13 protein-coding genes are annotated in these 20,754 nt (G+C 56.4%); 7 read left to right on the top strand and 6 right to left on the bottom strand.

Going from position 1 to position 20,754, the window contains the following annotated elements:
- Nucleotides 1-46: 46 nt before the first annotated feature.
- From tal to ACYVGU_RS08950, 7 genes are all read left to right on the top strand, one after another.
- Nucleotides 47-1,177, top strand: coding sequence for a transaldolase (gene tal / locus ACYVGU_RS08920; protein WP_460621750.1), 1,131 nt, complete (start codon nt 47-49; stop codon nt 1,175-1,177).
- A 187-nt stretch (nt 1,178-1,364) separates the two neighbouring features.
- Nucleotides 1,365-2,528 (top strand): MFS transporter, encoded by a 1,164-nt coding sequence (locus ACYVGU_RS08925; protein WP_460621751.1) that lies wholly within the window; start codon nt 1,365-1,367, stop codon nt 2,526-2,528.
- Nucleotides 2,529-2,917: 389 nt separating this feature from the next.
- A complete protein-coding gene (locus ACYVGU_RS08930; RefSeq protein ID WP_460614473.1) occupies nt 2,918-3,487 on the top strand; it encodes an RNA polymerase sigma factor in 570 nt (189 codons plus the stop codon).
- Nucleotides 3,465-4,394 carry a zf-HC2 domain-containing protein gene (locus tag ACYVGU_RS08935; RefSeq protein WP_460621752.1) on the top strand — a complete coding sequence of 310 codons (930 nt, stop codon included), beginning with the start codon at nt 3,465-3,467 and terminating at the stop codon, nt 4,392-4,394. Before ACYVGU_RS08930 ends, ACYVGU_RS08935 begins: the two co-directional genes overlap by 23 nt.
- Complete coding sequence (locus ACYVGU_RS08940; RefSeq protein WP_460621753.1) at nt 4,342-5,235, top strand: DUF4097 family beta strand repeat-containing protein; 894 nt, start codon at nt 4,342-4,344, stop codon at nt 5,233-5,235. Before ACYVGU_RS08935 ends, ACYVGU_RS08940 begins: the two co-directional genes overlap by 53 nt.
- A gap of 122 nt (nt 5,236-5,357) precedes the next feature.
- Nucleotides 5,358-6,065: a DUF4097 family beta strand repeat-containing protein gene (locus ACYVGU_RS08945; RefSeq protein WP_460614476.1), complete on the top strand. Its 708-nt coding sequence runs from the start codon at nt 5,358-5,360 to the stop codon at nt 6,063-6,065.
- A gap of 424 nt (nt 6,066-6,489) precedes the next feature.
- Nucleotides 6,490-9,048: a DUF5916 domain-containing protein gene (locus ACYVGU_RS08950; protein WP_460621754.1), complete on the top strand. Its 2,559-nt coding sequence runs from the start codon at nt 6,490-6,492 to the stop codon at nt 9,046-9,048.
- 130 nt (nt 9,049-9,178) lie between these two features.
- Here ACYVGU_RS08950 and ACYVGU_RS08955 read toward each other — a convergent pair whose 3' ends face one another.
- From ACYVGU_RS08955 to araA, 6 genes are all read right to left on the bottom strand, one after another.
- Nucleotides 9,179-11,230, bottom strand: a complete 2,052-nt coding sequence (locus ACYVGU_RS08955; protein WP_460621755.1) for a glycoside hydrolase family 127 protein — start codon at nt 11,228-11,230, stop codon at nt 9,179-9,181.
- 131 nt (nt 11,231-11,361) lie between these two features.
- Nucleotides 11,362-13,203, bottom strand: a complete 1,842-nt coding sequence (locus ACYVGU_RS08960) for an NPCBM/NEW2 domain-containing protein (RefSeq protein ID WP_460621756.1) — start codon at nt 13,201-13,203, stop codon at nt 11,362-11,364.
- Between the two features lie 24 nt (nt 13,204-13,227).
- Complete coding sequence (locus tag ACYVGU_RS08965) at nt 13,228-14,886, bottom strand: family 43 glycosylhydrolase (RefSeq protein WP_460621757.1); 1,659 nt, start codon at nt 14,884-14,886, stop codon at nt 13,228-13,230.
- A 189-nt stretch (nt 14,887-15,075) separates the two neighbouring features.
- Entirely contained in the window at nt 15,076-16,851 is a 1,776-nt protein-coding gene (locus ACYVGU_RS08970) for a family 43 glycosylhydrolase (RefSeq protein ID WP_460621758.1), read from the bottom strand.
- A 223-nt stretch (nt 16,852-17,074) separates the two neighbouring features.
- Nucleotides 17,075-18,775 (bottom strand): SLC5/6 family protein, encoded by a 1,701-nt coding sequence (locus ACYVGU_RS08975; protein WP_460614483.1) that lies wholly within the window; start codon nt 18,773-18,775, stop codon nt 17,075-17,077.
- A gap of 278 nt (nt 18,776-19,053) precedes the next feature.
- Nucleotides 19,054-20,544: an L-arabinose isomerase gene (gene araA / locus ACYVGU_RS08980; protein ID WP_460621759.1), complete on the bottom strand. Its 1,491-nt coding sequence runs from the start codon at nt 20,542-20,544 to the stop codon at nt 19,054-19,056.
- Between the last annotated feature and the right edge of the window lie 210 nt (nt 20,545-20,754).

A 20,754-nucleotide genomic window follows, 5' to 3' on the forward strand; every position in this document is an offset into this window, starting at 1 on the left:
CAGCATGACGTTCCTTTTTACTCCCTTTGAAAAAACACCCATTGATATGAACCCACTCGTTGCCATTCACGATTTCGGCCAGAGCATTTGGCTCGACTATATTCGTCGCAATATTCTGCACAACGGCGAGCTGCAGCGCCTTATCACCGAAGACGGCCTGCGGGGCGTAACCTCTAACCCGGCCATCTTCGAGAAAGCTATTGCCGGCTCCGACGACTACGCCGCCGACATTCGGCAGTTTGCCCAGGAAGGTCTTTCGGCCGATGAGATTTACGCCAAGCTGGCCGTAGCTGATGTGCAACAAGCCTGCGACCTGCTGCGCCCCCTCTACGACCACCCTGAAAACGGCGGCGACGGCTACGTGAGCTTGGAGGTTTCGCCGGAGCTAGTGAACGATACGGAGGGCACGGTGGCAGAAGGCCTCCACTTCTGGAAAGAAGTGAACCGCCCGAACGTGATGATTAAAGTGCCCGCCACACTGGAGGGCCTGCCCGCTATCCGGCAGCTGATTGCCGCTGGCGTAAACGTAAACGTGACGCTGATTTTCAGCGTGGAGCGTTACCGCTTAGTGGCCGAGGCATACCTAGCAGGCCTCGAGGACCGGGTGAAAGCCGGCGGCTCGGTGAAGCGTTTGGATTCCGTGGCCAGCTTCTTCCTCTCGCGGATTGATGTTCTGATCGACCCCATGCTGGAAAAGTTAGCAGCCGAAGGCGGTGAGAAAGGCGAGTTAGCCCAAAGCCTCGTGGGCGAGGTAGCCATTGCCAGCGCCAAGCAAGCCTACCAGGTGTTCCACGAAATTTTTGCGGGCCCGCGTTGGGAGGCGCTGAAAGCGCAAGGAGCGCAACCACAACGCCTGTTGTGGGCCAGCACCGGCAACAAAAACCCCAAGTACGACGACCTGAAGTACGTGGAGGCCCTTATCGGCCCGAACACGGTGAATACGATTCCGGTAGAAACCCTGGATTTTTACCGCGCTAAAGGCCAGCCTGCTAACCGCTTGGCCGATAAGCAGGAGGTAGAAGTTATTTCCCGCCTGCCCGAGCTGGGTCTTGATCTGGAAGCCCTTACCAACCAGCTGGAACAGGAAGGCGCAAAGAAATTCACGGAGCCCTTCGGCAAACTGATGCAGGTGCTGGAGCAAAAGCGCCAAGAGGCGCTAACTGGTGCTACTGCGTAACGAAGAAGCCAAAGAGCCCGTCCTGCTGAGCGCAACCGAAGCATCTCTACCGCTGGCTAACTCCAATCGTGAGTACAAAGCGGTAGAGATGCTTCGGCAAGCGCAGCATGTCGTTCTTAATTATTGATGTTGAAGCTACTAACGGGGAGTCACGATGTGGCTCCCCGTTGGTTTACTAGGTACACGGATGGCTGAAACCTCCCCTGCGCAGCGGCGCGTAGCCGTTAGCGTGTTGTTCTTTGTGGCGGGGCTGTGCTTTGCCTCCTGGGCTTCGCGCATCCCCGACATCGGGCTAAAGCTGGGCCTGAGCGAAGGTGAGCTGGGCCAGTTGCTGCTGGCGTTACCGGTGGGCTCCATGCTGGCGCTGCCCGTGGCGGGCTGGATGGTGCATACCTATGGCAGCCGCGTGGTAGTACTGCTGGCAACGTGTATGTATGCGGGGTTTCTGCCGTTGCTGGGTTGGGCGACAGGTTTCTGGAGCCTGGCGGGTTGCCTGGTGCTGTTTGGCTTTGCCGGCAACCTGCTCAATATTTCCGTTAATACCCAAGCCATTGGCGTGCAGGCAGCCTACGGCAAGCCCATTATGGCGAGCTTTCACGGACTGTGGAGCCTAGCCGGTTTTCTGGGTGGTGCCCTGGGCACTTTATTGATTCGGTGGCAGCAGACACCGCTCTGGCACTTTACGCTCGTGATGGGCCTAGGGCTGGTGCTCACGGTGCTGGCGCATCAGCACACCTTACCGCAGGATACCGGCTCCGATGCCAGCGGCCCCAGCCTGCGCCGCCCCGAGCCGTACCTGCTCCGCATTGGCCTGATTGCGTTTTGCGGTATGCTCTGCGAAGGCTGCATGTTTGACTGGAGCGGCGTGTATTTCCAGAAAGTAGTGCGCCCCGATGCTGCTCTCGTAACAACTGGCTACGTGGCCTGCATGAGCACCATGGCTCTGGGCCGCTTCATCTCCGACTACTTTACGCACCGCTTCGGTACCAACCGCATGCTGCAAATCAGCAGTGCACTTATTACGGTTGGCCTCTTAACGGCGGTGGTGTGGCCGGCTTTTATACCATCGGTTATCGGGTTTCTGCTGGTGGGTTTTGGCATTGCTTCGGTTACGCCCCTCGCCTACAGCGCAGCTGGGCAGTCTACAACAGTATCGCCGGGGGTGGCGCTGGCTATGGTATCTACCATTGGCTACCTTGGGTTTCTACTGGGGCCGCCTTTGATTGGGTTAGTTGCCGAGTTTTCCAGCCTACGGGTATCGTTTGCGCTGGTAGCAGGCCTAGGCGCCGCCATTGGCCTGCTCGCTGCCCTGCCCACGCCAACTGCAAAGCCAGCCAAGCAAATAGCCTAGTGCCTTGCTTGGTCGATAGTTTACCTAAAGCAGCCGCTTTAGCTCGCGCCTATTTCCGGTGTGAGCTCAAGCGGCTGCTTTACTTTTTACTAGGCCTAAATAACAAAGCAACCTCCCACGGCTCGTCGTTAAGCACCTGGCCTGCAACGCCTTGCTAGGCGCCACCGAAGCATCTTTAGCGCTTCGATGCGGAGGTCTAAGTAGTTTGAATGGTCAGAGGCAGAGATACTTCGGCGGTGCTCAGCAGGACGTGCATTTGTAACAATGCCAGTCAGGCAAATGCTTCTCTGCACACCGCCCGAAAAAATATTTCACAGGAAGCTGTAACCTTCGGGAAAAGGCGAAGTTTCCACCGCCGAATACGCTCCCACACCTCACCGACCAAACGCTTGAACTCGCTTACTGACAACTCGCTCATGCTGCAAGTGAAGGCCGGCCAGGTCGAGAAGATGGGCCTGCTGTTCGAGCGCTACCATAGGCCGCTGTTTGCGTTCTTCTACCATTCCAATGGGAACGCCACGGCCAGTGAAGACCTCGTGCAGAACGTGTTCTACCGGATGCTGAAGTACCGCCACACCTTCAATGGGGAGGGCGAGTTCAGAACCTGGATGTACCACTTGGCGCGCAACGTGCTAGCCGATGCCGCCAAGAAAGAAAAACCCTCGCTCCACCACAAAGACGTGGCCGACTGGAGCGAGAAGATTGCCGGGGGCACCACCGCCGATGGCCATCTGCAAAAAACGCAGGATGTGGAATTGCTCCACCGGGCTATGGCTTGCCTAAGTCCTGACCAGCGGGAAGTGCTCGTGCTGAGCCGCTTCCAGGAGCTGAAATACGAGCAGATAGCGCAGCTGCTCGATACTACGGTGGGGGCCGTGAAGGTGCGCGCGCACCGGGCCCTCTGCCAACTCAAGGATATTTATTTGAAACTCGAAAATGGAAGCAAAGTTGAACTGTGAGGGGGTACAAGAAGAGCTGATGGATTGGTTAGCGGGCACGTTACCGGCCGCCCAGCACCAAGCCATAGAAGCTCATCTAACCCAATGCCCCGGCTGCCAGCAGGAGCTGAGCACCGTGCAGGCCCTCTGGACCTCCATGGGCGAACTGCCCGTGCCGGCAACCAGCGAGCAGATGCGCCCGCGCTTTTACTCCATGCTGGCCGAGTTTCAAGTAGAAGAGCAGCGCAAGCAGCGCTGGTCGGTGGCCGGCATTCTGGAGCGCATAAAAGAATGGTGGCAGCCTGCTTACGGCATGCGCGTAGCCTATAGCCTGGCCTTGCTGCTAGTAGGTCTGGTAGCCGGATATCTGTTGAAAGGTCGCCCGGAGACGTCCGAGCTAGCCGTTCAGCAACCTACTACTACGCTACCCGCTGCCTCCTCATCCGATGTGCAGCAAACACAAGTGCTGGCCCTTCTGAACAACCCCTCGGCCGTACAGCGCCTGCGGGCTGTGAGCTACGCTGAGGAAGTAGCACCTACTAATGAGCGTGTGGTAGCCGCCTTGCTCAGCACGCTTAACCAAGACCCCAACGTGAACGTGCGGCTAGCGTCTTTGGAGGTACTAGCGGGCCTCAGCCAAGACCCCATGGTGCGCCAGGGCCTCGTTCGGTCCCTTACCCTTCAAGATTCACCGTTGGTGCAGTCGGCCTTAGCCGATGTGATGGTGCAGCTGCAGGAGCGCCGCTCGGTGCGCCCCCTGCGCCGGCTGCTCAAGCAGGAAAACCTGAATGAGCAAGTGAAAGACAAAATCGAGCAAAGCATTGAGTCCCTGTCGAACGACAAAACTCCTCCACCCTCTACTTCATCGACTTCCCATGAAACCGACAACTATACTCAGTCTGGTTTGCCTACTCCTGTGGTTGCCTAGCTGCTCGCTGAAAGCCCAGACTCGCGAAGCCACTGAGAAAATCAATAAGGAGTTTACCCTCAGCGGCAACGCCGGCAGCACGCTAGCCCTCTACAACATCTTCGGCTCCGTAACGGTACAGGGCTACAGCGGCAAGACCGTGGTAGTAGAAATCACGAAGACTGTGAAGGCGCCCACCGCAGAGCTGCTGGCCCTAGGTCAGAAAGAAGCCCAACCCGGCTTTGAGCAGCACGGCGACAGTGTATTGCTCTACATTTCTGGCCCCCAGGACTCGCGGCCAAACCGCGAAAAACAGCAGAACGGCCGCTTCAAGGACAACTGGAAAAACAACGAAGGCCCGCGCTACTCCTACCAGTTTGACTACACAGTGAAAGTACCGGCCAACATGGATGTGCGCGTCTCGACGGTGAACGGTGGCAAAGTGCTGGTGCAGGACGTAACCGGCCCGCTGCAAGCCCGCAATGTAAACGGCACCGTCACGATTAAAAACGCCCAGCAGGCCACACTGGCTCATACCGTGAACGGCGACGTGGACGTGACATATGCCGTGGCTCCTACTAAAGGAGCCAGCTACCATACCATCAATGGCAACATCCAGGTAAGCTATCCGCCAAACGTATCCGGTGACCTCTACTTCAAGAGCATGCACGGCGAGATGTTCACGGACTTTCCTAAAACCGAAGTACTACCGGCCCGCGTGACGCAAAACCAGCAGCGCGACGGCCAGGGCACCAAATACAAAATCAGTAAAGAGACGGCCGTACGGCTGGGCAAAGGCGGCACCGATTTCCGCTTTGAAACCATCAACGGCAACGTCACCATCAAACAGCAAACCCGATGAACCAGCTCCTATTTCGCACCCTTCTGACCCTACTTGTACTGGCATGGGTCCGGCCGCTTGCGGCGCAACAGGCAGGTAGAGAACAACTCACTGTCGCCCTTAGCTCGCCCGGCAAGCCTGGCGTGTTACACCTAAAACTGGTGGGCGGCTCCATTAAAGTGGAAGGCACCACCGGCAAAGACGTGGTGATTGACGTAGCCAACCGGGGCGGCGGCCGCTCTTCTGGCTCTTCAGATAATGACGCGCCGCCCGGTATGCGGCGCCTCTCAAAAGTGAATGGCCTGGATGTTACGGCCCAGGAGCGCGACAACCATGTGTACATCAAAACGCAGTCGTGGCAAAACCCGGTGGATTTCGTCATTAAAGTACCCCGTCAGTTTTCCCTCCAGATTGGAACCGTGAATGATGGCAATATCTCGGTGCAGAACGTGACCGGCGAGCTGGAAATTTCAAACGTCAATGGCTCCGTGCGCCTCGAAGATGTAGCGGGCTCGGCCGTAGTCAACACCGTAAATGGCGACATCTTCACGAGCTTCAAAGACATCACAAGCGGCGTGCCGATGGCTTTTTCCAGCGTGAACGGTAAGATTGACGTGAGCTTTCCGAGCAGAGCCAAAGCAAACCTAAAGCTGAAATCGGACCGCGGTGAAATCTACAGCGACTTCGACATGGCGGTGGACAATAGCGCTCCTAAAGTAACCCGCACTTCCAAAGATGGCACCTACCGCGTTAGCCAAGACAGCTGGACAAGCGGCAAAATTAACGGCGGTGGCCCGGAGTTTATGATGAAAACCTTGAACGGCAATATCTACATCCGCAAGGCAAAGTGAGTGGCCTAGCGAGCGGGGATTTGGCTGCAACCAAGTCCCCGCTTTCGGTTCAGCCCGGACAACAGCCCTGATAGAATACAGCCTGTGCTCACCAACATGAGAGCAATGGCAAGCTTAGTTAACAGGAGTACTTAAATACAGAAGCAATATTTTTTATTTAACTTACTAATAAGCAGTTTATTACATCTACACACTATTAGTCTGAGCTACGCGTATTGGGGCCTATTACATGCTCCGCCGGACGGTGAAACCAGATTTTGCTCTGACGCACAGAACTCTCTGTAACGAATAGTTTTTTAGCCGGTACTCCTCCCATTCCTGACCCTTATGGCAAGCGCAGCTCAAGCTGCTGCAGCCACAGTATTGCCCAAACTTTCGGGGCCTTTCTTCCCTCCCGTTTGCACTCCCCTCACCCCCCAAGACTATGTATCCTAGCTCTATTCTGCGTTTTTTCTTCCTGCTCCTGGGGTTATGGGGCGGACTAGGGCTAGCATCGGCCCAAACCTCAACACCGGGCAGTGCCTCCACCGCTGCTTCCACCCCAGCGCCTAAGCGCCAACTACAGGCGGTGCGTATCACGGAGCCCGTCAAGCTCGATGGAGTATTGGATGAGGCGGTGTGGCAGCAAGCCCCGATTGCCACCGATTTCATTCAGCAACGTCCTAATCCAGGTGTGCCCGAAAAGCAGAAAACAGAAGTACGGGTACTCTACGATGATGCGAACCTCTACATCGGGGCCATCATGCACGATGTGGCCCAAGACTCCATTCTGCGCGAAATGACCCAGCGGGATGAGTTTGGCAACACCGATATTTTCTCGGTGTTTCTGGATACGTACCATGACCAGCTGAATGGCTACAACTTTACCGTTACTACCTCCGGCGTGCAGCTAGATGGCCGCTACTCCCCGGCCGGCGGAGAGGATTTCAATTGGAATGCGGTGTGGGATGCCCACACCACCCAAACCGGCACCGATTGGATTGCGGAAATGCGCATTCCCTATTCGGCCATCCGCTTCAGCAATGCGCAAGAGCAGCTCTGGGGCCTCAACTTTGCTAGGCAACGCAAGCGCGACAACGCACAATTTTTTTGGAACGAGGTGAAGCCTGCCGTGAATGGCTTTGTAAACCAGTGGGGCGAGCTACGCGGCGTGCGCGACATTAAGCCGCCGCTGCGGCTGTCACTCACGCCCTACGTGTCAAGCTACGTGAACCACAACCCGCTGAATGCCGAAGGCACCAAGCGCACCACTACGAGCTTTAACGGCGGTGCCGACATCAAGTGGGGCATCAATGAGAGCTTTACCCTGGACGCGACCCTAGTACCCGACTTTGGGCAGGTGCAGAGCGACAACCAGGTACTCAACCTCTCGCCGTTTGAGGTGCAATTCAATGAGAACCGCCAGTTCTTTACGGAAGGCACGGAGCTCTTCAACAAAGGCAACCTGTTCTATTCAAGGCGTGTGGGCGCTACGCCAATCGGCTTTTATGGCGTCAGGGCAGGTAGTAAAGAACGGTTGGTGCGCAACCCCGCCGAAACTCGCCTGCTGAACGCCACCAAGATTTCAGGCCGAACCAAACAAGGACTTGGCATCGGATTTTTTAATGCCCTCAGCAACGATGTATACGCCACGCTGCGCGATACGGAAACCGGCGAGGAGCGCGAGGTACTGACGCAGCCGTTCAGCAACTACAACATCATGGTGCTGGATCAGAGCCTGAAAAACAACTCGTACGTGTCGCTCATCAACACCAACGTCACGCGCTGGGGCAGCACCTACGATGCCAACGTGACGGGCGGCCTGTTTCGCTTTGCCAACAAGAAGAACTCCTACGCTATGGATGGCAGTATGGTGTACTCCAGGCGGCGCGGCACCGACTTTGGCTCGAATAAGGCCGTTGATGACCAAGATGGCTACAAGTACACGGTGGGCGTAGGCAAAATCAGCGGCAACTTCACTTGGGATGTAAACCACAAAATTGAGTCGGATACCTACAACCCCAATGACTTAGGCATTCTGTTTGGCAACAACAACATTACCCAGACGGCAAGCGTGGCCTACCGCAAGTACAAGCCCTTTTGGAAGGTGAATAATATGGCTTTTTTCAGCCAGGTTGGGCACGCGCTACTATACAGCCCCACGCGCTACCAAAGCCTGTATTTCTACAACGGTTTCAACACCACTTTCACCAAGAGTTTCCTGCAAATCGGCTACGACTTTGTATACAATGCCGTCACCCACGATTTTTTTGAGCCGCGCACCGACACGCTGGGCAAATACTTTGTGCGCGTTCCGGCTTACGCCGATTTTGTAGGCTTTATCAACTCCGATACGCGCAAGCCTTTTGCCGTGGGCCTGAATGCGGGCCTTCAGCACTACGCTACGGATGAGCATCTTGACCGGCCCCGGCGCGTACGGTACAGCTTTGGTGCCTACCCTCGCTACCGCGTAAATGACCACCTTACGTTCCGCTACAGCCTCGACTGGAGCCTGAGTGAAAATCAGATTGGCTACGTAAACGGGGGCCTCAACGACGAGGAGCCGCTTGACCTGCCCTTCAAAAACCAGATTATGCTAGGCCGTCGCAACGTGAATACCGTCTCGAATGTGGTTTCGGTGGCGTACACGTTCACCAACCGTATGTCGTTTACGCTGCGCACGCGCCACTACACCAGCAACGTGCGCTACGCCGATTTTACTACCCTAGCCCCCGGCGGCACCGAAACCCTGGTCGACTACCAGCGCAACCGCGACAATACCTACAACGCCTTCAACGTGGATGCGGTGTACTCGTGGTGGTTTGCCCCTGGCTCGCAGGTGAGCATCGTCTGGAAAAATGCTGGCTCCACGTATTTGTTGGCCGAAGAGGCTACTCCCCAGTACTTCAACAACTTCAATAATACCATCAATACACCGCACAATAACTCCCTTTCGGTGAAGGTGTTGTACTACCTCGACTACCTGGCCTTCCGAAAGAAATAACTAGGTCAAGAAAAAAGCTAAACCGCTCAGTCCGGCCGTCGGAGCATCACTAGGGTACCTGCAACTGGCAACTCCCTGATGCTATTTGACAGCCGGACTGAGCGGTTTACTCGTGTTACGGACCTAGTGCCTACTTGCCCACGGTTACTTCCTTGGGCTGACGCGAAATTAGGTCAACGTCGGTTAGCTGCTGCGGAAACCACACGGTCATTTCGCCTTTGCCGCGGTTGGCCCAGGCGTAGTATGGAATGGCCGTCATGGTCTGGCGCGTGGTGCTGATGGAGTTATTGGCCGCATCTACCTGCACGGCGGGCACCGTGGCCTGCAGCTGCATAATGCCGTTGAGCACGTCGGGCTGGTACGCGGTGGTAAAGGAAGTAGCAGCCGGCACGATGAGGTTGCTGGCTTTGCCGTTGTTGTCTTTCCACTCGGCGCAATACACCACGGGGCCGCGCTGCAGCGCCACTTTGCCGAGGTTATCGTGCACGTTGGGGCTAGCCACCACTTGGCGCACTTCCATCGGCAGCTTCACTTCTACCACGTCGTTTTTGCGCCACTTGCGGCTTAGCACTGCGTAGCCGTTGCGGGTGGTGTAGGTCACGGGTTTGCCATTCACGCTAATGCTTACTTTCTGGGCAGAAGGCGTAGCAAAGCGGTACAGGTCCGACGGCATGGCCTCGCCTTGAGCCCAGCCTGGCAAGCGCACCAGCAAATTGAAATCGGTGGTAGCGGCTGGGCTGATGGTGAACTTCAGGTCGCCTTGCCAGGGGTAGTTGTTTTGCTGCGTTATGCGCAAGGGCTTCTTGTTCAGCGTCAGGTCTGTGGTGCCGCTGATGAACAGGTTGGCGTACACATCATTGCCTTTTTGGGCGTACACGTAGCCGGGCAGCGAGGGCATTAGGCGCGCCATGTTGGTGGGGCAGCACGAGCAGTCAAACCAGCCGGCGCGGGCGGGCTCCGTCTGCGGGAAGCTGGTGCTGTTTTTGATCTGCATGGCATTCGAGTAGAAGAACGATTTGCCATCAAGGCCTACTCCTGAAATCAGGCCGTTGTAGAGCACTTTCTCCAGCACGTCCACGTACTTTGAGTCGCCGTGGAGCAAGAACATACGCTGGTTCCAGTACACATTGGCTACCGAGGCACACGTTTCGTTGTAGGCGGTGGTGTTGGGCAGCTCGTAGTTACCCCCAAACCGCTCTCCACCCGGCACGGCACCTGTTCCGCCCGTCACATACATTTTCTTCGATACCATATTCTGCCAGATGCTGTCTACTGCGGCCAGCATTTTCTGGTCGCCGGTGAGGGCCGCTACATCGGCCATGGCGGAGTACAGATACTCGGCGCGCACAGCGTGGCCTTCGGCCTCACGCTGGTCTACCACCGGCTTATCATCCTGCCAATACGAGCCATTGCGGAAGGGGTCGGGGCTCTTGGGGTCGTAGCCTTTGTACTTGCCGCGCTCCTCAATGAAGAATTTGGCCGTGCTCAGGTACTCCGGCTTACCCGTCACGCGGTAGAGCTTCACCAAACCCATTTCCACTATTTCGTGACCCGGCGCTACACCCCGCTTGCCTGGCCCAAATACCGAGCACACGAGGTCGGCGTTTTTCAGGGCAATGTTGAGCAGGCTTTTCTTGCCGGTAGCTTCATAATGCGCTACAGCAGCCTCATACAGATGCCCCGAGTTATAGAGCTCATGGCTCATTTCGCGCTCATTCACCCAGCGCTCCGGCCCCGACCACGCGTGTGGGTGAGCGGGGTCAATGGTGCGGGCGGTGTAGAGGTAGCCATCAGGCTCTTGGGCAGCGCCTACTTTCTTAATCAGCTCATCCATGTACTCATCCAGCTTTTCATCGGGGTAGAGCTTGAGCGAATACGAGGCGCCTTCAATGGTCTTGTAAATGTCGGTATCGTCGAAGGGAAAGATGGTAGCAAATTTCCCCGACTTGGCGGCGGCCATCTCGAAGTTCTTCACGCGGTTGGTAGCCTCACAGCGCTGAAACGAAGCCGGAATCGTGACCTCCGTATTCGTCTTCAGGCGCGGCAGCCAGAAGTTATCAGCCAGCTTTACCTTAGTAAACGAAACCGCCTGAATAGGATAATCTGAGCGCTTAATCGATTGTGTAAAACCAGGCAAGGCAAGCGCGCCAGTCAGCAAAAGAGAAGGAAGAATACGTTTCATAAGCAAGTGGGAATTGCACCGCAAGAGTAACACACCCGTTTGGATTGCGTGTTTGCGAATGCTAGGTAAACAAGATGCTCGAACTCAGTCGTTCAGTACAATGAGGTAAAATGCACGCCTCTGTTGCGCGACTATTTTTTGGCATTTGAAATTCGATACAGTTTAGCGCCATGCCGCCGCACATACGGCGCAAATTCACCCGTAACGCTGTTGGTTGTTTTGCCCGTCCACATGTCCCGGACGGTGTAAGAGCCTGACAGGCCTAGTTGAGTAAGCGCTACTGGAATTTTAACCGAATCAGCGGGCATGGGCCGAAACGGGTTCTTAGTAAAGACTAGAAACTGCACGGTGCCGCCGGTATTCTGGGCTGCGCCCGCATTATCGAGCCCGGCGGTGGCCTGAAAGCGCGTGAAACCAGCTGGCAGCTCATACTCCACCATGGAGTTGGAATGCGTGCCGATGCCCTGCTCGTACTTTTTCCCAGCAACTATTAAGTCAGCGCCCGACACGCTTTTATTGGCCGTCACGTTGCCCCAGCCCGCTGAGGCTTTTTTCCAGGAAAGCGTGCTAAGCGCAACGGTTTTGCTGCCGTTGCTGAGGGTTGGGTTCAGCCAATCACCGTGGTCCCAGGCAATATCGTCGCCGCCGTCGCGCACGTTCAGGTAGAGCTTGTTGGCCCCAGTAATATCTACATCAATAGACTGACTTTGGCCGGGAGTTTGGCGCGTGATGATGTTGCTGGCCCACGCGGCTTCGCTGGCCGGGGCCAGCTCCTGATCTTGAGCGTTGAAGAGGGCCAGGAACTTGTCGCCGGTTTTGGGGTCATCGGCGGTCCAGGCTACTAGGTTGTCTTTGCGGAACAACTGCCGGTTGTTGGTGCTGCTACGGTGCATGGCCAGCACCTCTTTATTGGTTAGCAACGAGAGCGTGAAGGCGTCGTTGCTGGGCAAGTCGCCCCCGAACATAAGCGGCGAGCGGAAAATGCTCCACAGGCTCATGAGCGTGTACTGCTCGTCGTGGGTGAAGCGGCTCATGCGGTCGTCGCCGCGCTCGGCTCGGATGCCCAACCGGCCTAGTGGCAGCATATCGGCATCGGGGAAAGCACCGGGCTTGATGTAGGGCGACCACCGGTCGCAAACGTCAAAGTGCTCTTTGAGCTGCTCCCAGCTGTCCCAAAAGTCGCCCACGGTGCGCCACATGTTGGCGTTGGCCTGCACGTGCTTGGCTTCGGCAATGGGGGTTTCGCCGGGCGAAGTGCTGAGCACAATTTTACGGCCCGTCAGGTCAATGGCTTTGCGAATCATCTCGACCTCTGCCTTGTGGTACGGCGACGACAGATCATCCACTTTCACAAAATCGACGCCCCACGAAGCATAGAGCTTAAAGAGAGAGTTGTAGTATTCCTGGGCACCCGGCTTGCCGGCTACTACGGTGTACATGTCGCGGAGCCAACCGGCCTGCCCTTCCTTAGAGTAGATATCGGCGGCCGTGGCCTTGCTGCCGAGGATGGGCAGTTTGCGCTGCACCGCCACCACCGGCACGCCCCGCATGATATGGATACCAAACTTCAGGCCCTTGGCGTGCATGTAATCAGCCAGCGGTTTAAAGCCCTTCCCTCCTGCTGCTGATGGAAACCGATTTGGGGCAGGCACAAACCGGCCGTACGCATCAATGTTCCAGTCGGGGTTGGTTTCGTTGTAGCCGTGGGCCGTATCGTTGCCTACATACCACCGGATATCTACTACCACATAATCCCAGCCAAAGGGCAGCAGGTTTTTGGCCATATAATCGGCGTTGGCTTTCACCTCGGCTTCCGTTACGGTGGGGCCGTAGCAGTCCCAGCTGTTCCAGCCCATAGGCGGGGTAAGAGCCCACTGGTGGAAGTCTGGTTTCGCCGGGGTTTTCTGGGCTAATGCCGGGGACAAGGAGAAGCCAAGCAGTCCGCTTAGCAGGGCGAGGTGTCGTTTTTTCATAGCCAATGTAGGAGCAAGCAATACTTAGAATGACAGTAGTTGACGGGTAGTAATACCTCTTGCCGTCTGTATCTGCACCACGTAGGTTCCCGGGTTCAGCCCCGCCCGAATCTCATGGCTGCTGCGGCTACTAGGTAGCTCGAGGCGGTAAACCACCCGGCCGCTGATGTCGGCCACCGTGATGGTAGCGGCAGTGCCGGCGGGCAGTTGCACCGAGAAATTGCCCTCGTGGGCGGGGTTTGGGAAAACCTGAATTAGGGCGTCTTGGGCTGAACGTGTGGCCGTAGTGGTACCTACCGCGCTAATAGTCCAGCGCTGACTAGTCCCACCGGTGTAATCCAAGAGCTTAAGCGCAGCGCCTTCAGTAGTGGCTGCGTTCGGCACGCCAATTACCCGGTTACCGTAGATGGAGGCCAGCACAAAGGAGCCGTCGGCGGCGCGTTCCACCCGGAATCGTTGGCAGTTAAGCGGCGAAGCGGCTTGTACATCCAGGGCGGTTCCGGCCGCTTCGTTGCACTCTACTACGTTGGCATTCAAGTTACTCAGCACGTTGGTGGCCATGTAAACGCCATTGCCGTTTCCCTGCGGCGTGAGCTTCCACTGCTGGCACGTCTGGCCAGCCGAGGCGGTGGCTTGCACCAACGCTTGCCCGGCCGTGGTGGTGCAGCCTGCCGCGGCCCACACCTTGCTGCTGTTGGGGCTGGTGATGGTATAGGTTCCGCTCGGGAGCCAATCTTGGGTAGCAACAGGCCAGCCAGAGGCATCCCAATTCAGGCTTCCGATACCCAGGGTGGGCGTTCCGTTTCGGTTGGCATCGTAGTAATGATACGAGAGGACAGTAGCCCCATTTTCTGCCAGCAGGCCCACATGGCCCGGACCGTAGTAATTGTCTTTTCGAGCCAGGAAATCAGAGCCCCCGCCGGCGAGCAGGTTCACGCCGTTTTTGTCTACGAATGGGCCATCAGGGCTGGCAGAGCGCCCCATCTGGATGTAGTAGGTGCTATTGGTACCCGCGCAGCACGTGCCTCGGTTATAGAACAGGTAATAATAGCCGCCATGTTGTACCATATACGCGGCCTCATGCTCCGACTCAGCACTGCCGGCTAAGTTCCTCGCTACGTTGTTGAGCCGCTTGCCAGTTGTGGGGTCCAGCTCAATGCTCCAGATGCCAGTCAGGTGCGAGCCAAATACCATCCAGAGCCGGCCGTTGGCATCGGTAAACACGGCGGGGTCGATGCTGCCATACACCGTGCTGTTGTCGGAGTACACTACCATGCCCTGGTCCGTCCAGTTTACTAGGTCGGTGCTGGTAGCCAACCCAATGGCGCAGGGCCGCTGCCCCATAGAGCAGGAATAGTACATATAGTACTTGCCGTTGCGGTAGATACATTCCGGCGCCCAGAAAAATCCTTTAAAGCCAGCCACATAGCTGTTAATCCAGCTGGGCCAGGTGCCAGCGGCAAATACTGGTGCCGCCGTCTTCCATGTAATCAGATCAGTAGAGGTAAGGTGGTAGATCTGGTCGCCGGTTCCCCAAGTATGATACACCCCATCGCGCTTAATGATAGTGGATGGGTCGTGAATACCTGTTGCGCCTTGCAGGGCCAAAGCAGAGTGCCCCCCCAGAACTAGTAACCCCAGCAGAAGCAGCAGGCTGGCCTTATTTCGTAATTGTATTAGCATGGAAAAGAATGAATTAGTATAGAGCTACTAAAGCAGCTAAAGCTACGCCAAGTTAAACAAACGATTGTGTAAACTATCCGGATAAATAACTACCGACTTTCTCCGATTTACTTATCCGGATAGACACACAATTCTAAAGTTTACTATGAAGCGCTAGTAAAAACGCACCTGCACTTGCTGTAATCCGCATTACTGAATTACTATCTTTTCCATGTACGTTTTCTGTGCTCCACTTACTTGCAGCATGTACATGCCAGCGCGTACTTCGGCCGCTACCTCTATTGCTGCTTTACCAGTGCTCGTACGCGAGTATACCTGCCGGCCCTGCATATCTGTGAGCGTGGTGGTTACGGATTCGCCCTTCAGCTCAGGACCTAGCACAAGAGTAAAATGCCCACGAGCACTAGGGTTCGGAAAGACGCTAAACTGCGCAGTGGTGGCCGGCTGTACGGCTAACACTCGAGCTGCTGTAGTCGGAGCAATGGCCCACTGCTGGCAGGTATTGGCTAGGTAGTCATAAAGCGACAACTGCACGCCGGCCGTAGTGGAGCAGCCGGGTACTTCTACTACCCGGTTGCCGTTTACCGACGACAGCACATACCGTCCGGTGTTGGCGCGCTCCAGTTTAAAGCGTTGGTTGGTGCCGCCGCTATAGGCATACAGCGCCAGCTTGGCGCCGTTGTTTGGGTCTTTATTCACTACATCGGCCGCTAGGCCTGCACCTACTGCGGAGGCTATTCTGTATTCGCCATTGCCTACCGGCGTCAGGTTCCATTGCTGACAGAGCAGACCGGGGCTGCTTGTGCCTTGGGCAATGGCTTGCCCCGATACTCCTGTGCAGCCCCAGGCATCCCACACCATTCCGCTGTTTTGGTTGGCAATGGTGTAGCGGCCACTCGCTACCCAGTCGCGGGTGATGAAGGGCCAGGCGGCGCCATCATAGCCCATGTTGCTCACGCTGAGGCGGGCGCGGCCGTTCTCGTTGCTGTCGTAGTAATGGTGGGTTAAGTAGTTGGCGCCCCCTTCCTGATACAGGCCCACATGGCCAGGGCCAACGTAATTGCCGCTGGTAGCCAAGAGCGTAGTACCGCCATTCTTATTGAGGTCAACCCCGTTCTTGTCTAGGTAAGGCCCCGTGATGCTGGTAGAGCGCCCCACCTGAATGTAGTACGTGCTGCTAGAGCCCTGGCAGCAACGACCCTTGTTAATAAACAGGTAATAATAGCTGCCATTGCGCACCAGGTAAGGTGCTTCGCTGCCGCTGGTATTGCGCGTCACGCCATCGGCGGCTACGTTGCCGGCCAGCCAGCTGAAGCTAGTACCGGAGCGTTTGCCGGTAGTGCCATCGAGCCGGATAATGCCAAGTCCCTTGAAAAACGAGCCGAACGTCATCCAAAGCCCGCCACTGGCATCCGTCACAATTGCGGGGTCAATGGCATTGTAGGCGCTGCTGGCGTTGCTAGAAATAACCTCGCCTTGGTCAACCCACTGGTAGTTGGGGTTGGCGGGGTCGAGGGTGACGTTGGTGGCTAGCCCAATGGCCGAAATATTAGAGCCAAAGGCGTCGGTGAGCGAGTAGTAAAGGTAGTACTTGCCGTTGCGGTAAATGCATTCCGGGGCCCAATAGTCGCCCTTGAAATTGGGGGCTTTGGCCGCAATCCAGGCCGGCCGAAACCCGTTGAACACCGTCCGCGGGCCCGATTCCCACTTCACTAGGTCGTAGGAGTACATGGCGTAGATGTCGGTACCCGTCGTGAAAACCCAGTACTTGTTGCCATCCTTCACAATGCTGGACGGGTCGTGGCAGTTGTCGTTGCCTTGCAGGGCGAAGGCGCGGGGGCTTAGCATCCCGCTCAGCCCTAGCAGCAACACGAGTGCGCGCAGGCAGCGGTTGGCCCGACGGATTGGGCTAGTAGTGAAAGAGGCCGCCAGCCTGAGGCTAGCGAAAGTAGAAGTGGGTTTCATGGGTTGTGGGTTTTGGTTGGGGTAATCGGAGCGGATAGAAACCAGAAACGGGGACGTGACCATCGTTCACGTCCCCGTTTTGGCGGTTTGGTGCTACCGGAGCAGCACCTCGTACAAGTGGCCAGTTGCAGCTAGCCGATTTGCCCGAAATCCAAGGATTTCAGACCTAGAACTGGCATTACCAGCGTAGTGCCGGCTAGTGCGGACTAGCCGGCGCTCATGCCTACCAGAACTTCACGTACAAAGCCGTTAGCATCAGCATCGTGATGACGATAAGCGACATAGTTTGGGTGCTCACACGGAACATGCCGGGGCTCAGCTCAATTGCCTTAGGGCTCACTACTGGGCCTGCCAAGCTCACGCCTACCATCAAAACCATCGTGAAGGCAAAGGACAGACCCATGCAAATCAGGAACGGGATTTCATAGCCGCCGTGTCCGTTAGGGAAAGCCGTATAAAACAGCGTTTCGGTGCCCAATACGGAAGGAGCGTAGTTGTTGAAGAACACCGACATGGCAAAGCCCGCCAAGATGCCTACAATACCAGCGGTAGCGGTGGTTCGCTTCCAGAACATACCTAGCAGGAATACCGCCAAGATACCGGGCGAGATAAAGCCCGTGTACTTCTGAATAAACTGGAAGCCACCCTCGCCGCCAATGCCGAGCAAATCCTGCCACGTCATGGCCACGCTGAGTACTACCGCCGCCAGAATGGTCAGGCGGCCTACCCACACCTGCTTCTTCTCGGTAGCGTCCTTGTTCAGGTAGCGCTTGTAAATATCGAGAGTGAAGATGGTGGAAATGGAGTTTACCTTACCCGCCAGCGAAGCCACAATGGCTGCCGTGAGGGCCGCCATGCTCAAGCCCTTCAGGCCGTTGGGCAGGAAAGTAAGAATGGCGGAATACGCGTTGTCAGAGTTGAAGGAGCCCGTAGACGACATTTCTGCCTGCAGGCCACCGTTTTTGTAGAGCACATAGGCAGCAATGCCGGGCAGCATTACAATCACGGGCATCATCAGCTTGAGCAGACCTGCGAACAGAATACCCGTGCGGGCGGTGTGCAAGTCGGCGCCCAGAGCGCGCTGCGTGATGTACTGGTTACAACCCCAGTAGTTCAGGTTTACAATCCACTGGCCTGCGAAATACATGGCAATGCCGGGCAGCGCCAGGTACTTATCTATCTCGGGCTGTGGCGTGTCGGCTGTCGGTTTATCAAAGATCATCCGGAAGTGGTCGGGGGCTTTGTCCATGAGGGCCGTGAAGCCGCTGATGGCGCCGCCGCCGAGGCCAAACTGCTCGCTTACCAGCGAAAGGGCAATGTAGGTGGTTACCAAGCCGCCCACTACCAGTACCACTACCTGAATTACATCGGTGTAGCCCACCACCTTCATGCCGCCAATGGAGATGAGCAGCGAGAACAGCGCCAGCAGCACGATGATAACGTGGAAACTGTCGCCGCCAATCAGGTTACTCAGGGCCAGGGCGCCTAGGTACAGAATGGAGGTCAAGTTCACGAGCACGTACAGGAACAGCCAGAAAATACTCATAATCAGGCTGAGCGTGGAGTTGTAGCGTTGCTCCAGAAACTGAGGCATCGTGAAGATTTTATTCTTCAGATACACCGGCATAAAGAACACGGCCACAATAATGAGCACCACGGCGGCTACCCATTCATAGGCCGCTACGGCTACCCCTACCTTAAATCCGGAGCCGGACATGCCAATAAACTGCTCGGCTGAGATGTTGGAGGCAATCATACTCGCGCCAATGGCCCACCACGTCAGGGAGCCTTCCGCGAGGAAGTAGTCTTTGGTGCTTTGCTCAGCCTTTTGCTTGCTCTTGTAGATGTAAAACCCGTAGGCCGAAACCCCAATCAGGTAGAAAAAGAAGACAAGCAGGTCAAGCGTAGTAAGGTTATTACGCATGGAACGGGTAAGAAATGTATGAAAGGTGAGCGGGAAGATAAAGCCAGCCCGGTTGAGTTGCGCTATGATTTCAAAGATGACCCTATATCATTCTCTGCCTGATCTGAATTCGTTTGCCAAAACCTGCCCCCTTTGCGTTGGGCTAGGCTGCCCGGCGGCGCCCGGCAACGTATTCCAGGTGCTGATGCTGCGTAGGGTTTAGCCCAGAGGTTGGCCTAGCAACTCACCGCTTCACGGGGTTTCTGCTAGGTCTGCCTCCGGGCTAAACCGTTGCTGCACTAGCGCTGGCTGAAAGCCACGTCGTTGTAGCGCAGCTCGTTCTTGAACGTGCGCAACTTGGTTTCGTCGTCGATGATGAGGTACTCGATGCCGGCCATTTCGGCAAAGTCTTCCAAGTACTCGCTCGTTAGGTTTTGGCTGTAACCGGTGTGGTGAGCACCGCCGGCATAAATCCAGGCGGCCGCACCTACGCTCAGGCTAGGCTTTACCTTCCAAAGCACGCGGGCTACAGGCAGCTTCGGCAGATCCTGCTCCGGCGCCACGGCTTCCACTTCATTCACAATCATGCGGAAGCGGTGACCCAGGTCCACAATGGTGGCATTCAGAGCCGGGCCGGCGGGGCAGTTGAACACCAGACGAGCTGGATCAGCTTTGCCACCAATGCCCAAGGGGTGCACTTCTACCTTCACTTTGCCTTCCGCAATGGTGGGGCAGATTTCCAGCATGTGCGAGCCGAGCACCTGCTCGTTGCCGGGCTGGAAGTGGTAGGTGTAGTCTTCCATGAACGAGTTGCCGCCGGGTAGGCCACTGCCCATTACCTTCATAGCGCGCACTAGTGCCGAAGTTTTCCAGTCGCCTTCGCCGCCAAAGCCATAACCTTCGGCCATCAGGCGCTGGGTGGCAATGCCGGGCAGCTGAGCCATACCGTGCAAATCCTCGAAGGTATCGGTGAAACCGATGGCCTTGTTGTCTTGCAGGAACTTGCGCATACCGGCCTCAATCTTGGCGGCCTCACGCAAGGAGTTGCGCTGGCTGCCGCCTTCTTTCAGGTCAGCGGCTAGGTCGTATTCCTGCTCGTACGTAGCCAGCAGTTCGTTTACTTGCTCGTCGCTTACAGCGTTGATAACGGCTACCAGGTCGCCGATGCCGTAGGTGTTCACACTGTAGCCAAACTTCAGTTCAGCCTCTACTTTGTCGCCTTCGGTTACGGCTACGTAGCGCATATTGTCGCCGAAGCGCACGATGCGCGCACCCTGCCAATCGGCCCAGGCGCAGGCAGCACGAGACCAGATGCTGAGGCGCTCATGCACATCAGCGCTCTGCCAGTGGCCTACTACTACCTTACGCTTAAGGCGCAACCGTGCCCCAATGAAGCCAAACTCCCGGTCGCCGTGCGCCGATTGGTTGGTGTTCATGAAGTCCATGTCGATGTCGCCCCACGGAATGTCGCGGTTAAACTGGGTGTGCAGGTGGGCCAGCGGCTTCTGCAGAATCTTCAGGCCGTTGATCCACATTTTGGCCGGCGAGAAGGTGTGCATCCAGGCAATAAGGCCTACGCAGTTGGGCGTGGTGTTGGCCTCCTGCACCAGCTTGGTAATGCCATCGGGGCCGGTCAGCACGTCCTTATACACTACCTTGATAGGCAGCGCCTGGCCTAGGGCCTCCGCAATCTGCTGGGAGTGCTGGGCTACTTGCTCCAGGGTTTCGGGGCCGTAGAGGTGCTGGCTGCCCGTGATAAACCAGGCTTCGTAGTGGGAAATGTCGATCATGATATCGGAGGTAAAAAACCTTGTGAAGGTTTAGAAAATCGATTGTGAAATGTTGAAAAGAAGAAGCTGAAATGAGGCCCTTCTATCACGGGTGAAGTGCCCAAGTCAATTGAAGTAGCCAGAAAAGACACCACCAAATGGTCAAGCACAGCAGGACGTTTTGGTTGCTGGCTCAGGATTGTCAACCACCCCCTAATCTGCGCCGCTTGA

The sequence above is a fragment of the Hymenobacter tenuis genome (assembly GCF_054780495.1).